Source organism: Micropruina sp., from assembly GCF_027492755.1.
Classification (GTDB): Bacteria; Actinomycetota; Actinomycetes; order Propionibacteriales; family Propionibacteriaceae; genus Micropruina.
In genome coordinates, this window is sequence record NZ_JAPUED010000040.1 from 1 (window position 1) to 3,253 (window position 3,253).

Annotated in this window: 4 protein-coding genes; all 4 read right to left on the reverse strand. The window is 68.8% G+C overall.

Annotated elements, in window-relative coordinates; genetic code table 11:
- Positions 1–271: general stress protein (locus tag Q0066_RS02600; RefSeq protein ID WP_366521491.1), on the reverse strand; the 271-nt coding region annotated here is incomplete at its 3' end.
- A 13-nt stretch (positions 272–284) separates the two neighbouring features.
- Positions 285–1,439: an Mrp/NBP35 family ATP-binding protein gene (locus tag Q0066_RS02605; protein WP_298129770.1), complete on the reverse strand. Its 1,155-nt coding sequence runs from the start codon at positions 1,437–1,439 to the stop codon at positions 285–287.
- Positions 1,440–1,507: 68 nt separating this feature from the next.
- Positions 1,508–2,050 carry a DUF1003 domain-containing protein gene (locus Q0066_RS02610; RefSeq protein WP_298129772.1) on the reverse strand — a complete coding sequence of 181 codons (543 nt, stop codon included), beginning with the start codon at positions 2,048–2,050 and terminating at the stop codon, positions 1,508–1,510.
- A partial coding sequence (locus tag Q0066_RS02615; protein ID WP_298129774.1) for a CBS domain-containing protein occupies positions 2,037–3,253 on the reverse strand: 1,217 nt, incomplete at its 5' end. The genes Q0066_RS02615 and Q0066_RS02610, both read right to left, overlap by 14 nt.

Consider the following 3,253-nt stretch of genomic DNA (forward strand, 5'->3'; position numbering starts at 1 on the left):
GCAGGAACCACAGGATGAAGGTCACCATCAGGCCCGTCGACAGGCCGCTCTGCAGGCCGCGAAGCAGCACCGTGCCCCAGTTGCGGCGTCCGGTGACCCGCTCCACCGACTTCAGGTCGGTGCCGACGATCGTGATGTTCTGCACCGCGAATTTGGCGTCGGCAAGGAAGTCCACCGCCGCCTGCGCTTGCACGTAGCTGTCGTAGACGCCCACCGACTGTGGGTATTCCAGTTCGAACAGCGAACTGAGCCGGGCGTTGGGCTGGGTCATCGGGTTCCTTCCGTCAGCCGACTGGGGTGAGATTCAGCGTCCGGCCGGCAAGGGAGCGCTTGCGCGCCGCAATCGTCCGGGCCAGCTCGGTCAGTGCGCGAGCGCTCGGCTTCGAGCCGTCCGCCACCACCACCGGGAACCCGTCGTCGCCGCCGACGCGCACCGCAGGGTCGAGCGGCACCTCGGCCAGCAACGGAATGTCGTAGCCCAGCCGGGTGGTCAAGGTGTTCGCCACCTCGGCGCCACCGCCGCTGCCGAAGACGTCCACCCGATGGGTATCGCCGCAATGGGGGCATTCGACGTCGAGGTAGCTCATGTTCTCGACGACGCCGATCACCTTCTGCTCGAGCATCGACGCCATCGTGCCGGCCCGCTCGGCCACCTCGGCGGCGGCCTGCTGCGGCGTGGTCACCACCAGCACCTCGGCGTTCGGCAGCTTCTGGCCCAGCGACAGCGCCACATCACCGGTGCCGGGCGGCAGGTCGAGCAACAGGAAGTCCAGGTCACCCCAGAACACGTCGGAGAGCAGTTGGTGCAGCGCCCGGTCGAGGATCGGCCCGCGCCAGGCGATCACCTGATCGCGGCTGGCCTTCAGCATGCCCATCGAGATCACCTTCAGACCCATCGTCGGCACCGGCAGGATCATGCCGTCCAGCGACGTGGGCGAGGTGTCGGCGACACCGAGCATCTGCGGAATGGAGTGGCCGTAGATGTCGGCGTCCAGCACGCCGACCGATTTGCCCTGCTCGGCCAGTGCCATCGCCAGGTTCACCGTGACCGACGACTTGCCGACACCGCCCTTGCCGGAGGCGACCAGGATCACCTGGGTCAAGTTGCTGGCGTCCGCGAACGGGATGGCGCGCTCGGCGATGCCGCCGCGCAACTGCCGCTTCATCTCGGCGCGCTGCTCGTCGGTCATCGCGCCCAGCGTCAGGTTGATGCCGCCCACCCCCGGCACGGAGGTGACCGCCGCGGTGACGTCGTGCTCGATGGTGCTCCGCAGCGGACAGCTCGCGATCGTCAGCAGCACGGTGAGCGAGACCACGTCATCGTCGTCGATGGTCAGCGATTCCACCATGCCCAGCTCGGTGATCGGGCGCTTGATCTCGGGATCCACCACCCCGGCCAGCGCCTCCTGGACAGCGGCGAGCAGTTCGTTATCGGGCATATCCGAACCCTACTCCGGGCAGCGCGGACGACCGTCGGGTATCGCGCTCGGCGTACTCGGGGCCCGGGCTACCGGTTCGGACCCTTCGGCGGACGGCCGCCGTCCTTGCCGGGCGGTCGGGAGCCGGTTTCGCCACCGTCCTCGCCCTTGTCGAGTTCCTCGAGCAGGTCACGCAGCTCGCCGCGGATGAAGTCGCGGGTGGCCAGGTCGCCGATCCGCATCCGCAGCGCGGCGATCTCGCGGGCCAGGAAGTCGGTGTCGGCGCGGGCCTGGGCCGCCACCTCACGGTCGTGCTCCAGGCTGACCCGCTCCCGGGCCTCCTGCCGGTTCTGCGCCAGCAGGATCAGCGGCGCGGCATAGGACGCCTGCAACGACAGCAGCAGGGTCAGGAAGATGAACGGGAACGGGTCGACCTGCCAGCTTCCGGTGGCGATCATGTTCCAGGCGATCCAGGCGACGATCAGCACCGTCATCCAGATCAGGAAGCTGGCGGTGCCCATGAACCGGGCGAAGCCCTCGGCGAAGCTGCCGAACACTTCGGCGTCCATCCGCACCCGGGGCAGCCAGCGTCGCTCCCGTCCGGGTGTGTTGAGTCGATCACTGGTGGACACCGGTCACCCCCTGCCGCAGCTGGTCCAGCTGAATCCCGCGCCAGTCGTTGGGCAGGATGTGGTCGAGCACGTCGTCCACGGTGACCGCGCCCAGCAACCGGCCGTCGGCGTCCACCACCGGGGCGCAGACCAGGTCGTAGGTGGCGAAGTAGCGCGACACGACGGCGACATCGGAGTCCGGTGTCAGCGGCGTGATGCCCTTGTCCACCAGCGACGCCGCCAGTGTGGAGGGAGGTTCGCGCAGCAGCCGCTGAATGTGCACCCCGCCCAGATAGCGTCCGGTCGGGGTGTCCAACGGCGTCCGGCAGATGAATGCCAGGCAGGCCAGTGCGGGCGTCAACTCCTCGTTCCGCATCATCGCCAGGGCGTCGGCGACCGTGGCGTCGGCCGGCAGGATCACCGGCTCGGGGGTCATCAGACCGCCGGCGGTGGCGGCGTCATAGCTGAGCAGCGAGCGGACGTCCTCGGCCTCTTCGGGCTCCATCCGTTCCAGGATGTCCTCGGCGACGTCGGGCGCCAGCTCGGCGATCAGGTCGGCGGCGTCGTCGGGGTCCATCTCCTCCAGGACGTCGGCGGCACGGTCGGCCTCCAGCGACTGGATCACCTCGACCTGCTCGTCCTCGGGCAGCTCCTCCAGCGCTTCGGCCAGCAGCTCGTCGTCCATCGCCTTGACCACTTCGGCGCGGCGCTGAGGATCCATGTCGTGCAACTCGCGGGCCACATCGGCCGGCTTCATCTCCTGCAACTCGGCCAGCAGCTGCTCGGCGCCGCCGCTCGGGATCAGGGTGAAGTCGGGCACCTCGTCCCACCCCACGATGGTGATGTGCGGCTTGGCGAACGGACGCCGGCGCACCTGGTCGCGCAGGGCAACCTCGCTGAGTTCCCAGTCCCGCTGCCGGGCCTGCCGGATGGCCAGGTCGTAAAGGGTGAACGGCTGGGGATTGCCGCGCCGGAACACGGTGCGGTCGAACAGGTCCTCGATCGCCAGGTTCTCCTGCTCGCGCGGCTCGAACCGGCGGGTGTTCACCACACCCGAGATGATCACCTGGTTGGCGTCGATCGAATGCACCCGCTCCATCGGGAAGAAGATCCGGCGCAGCGCGAAGAGCTCGATGACCAGGCCCTTGACCCGGGGCGCCCGTTTACCGGGACGGTTCTGCAGCACCACATCGCGCACCTTGCCCACCTGGTCGCCACTGGCGT

Coding starts and splice junctions, on each gene's coding strand:
- Q0066_RS02605 (WP_298129770.1), bottom strand. CDS start 1,439: ATGCCCGATAACGAACTGCTCGCCGCTGTCCAGGAGGCGCTGGCCGGG.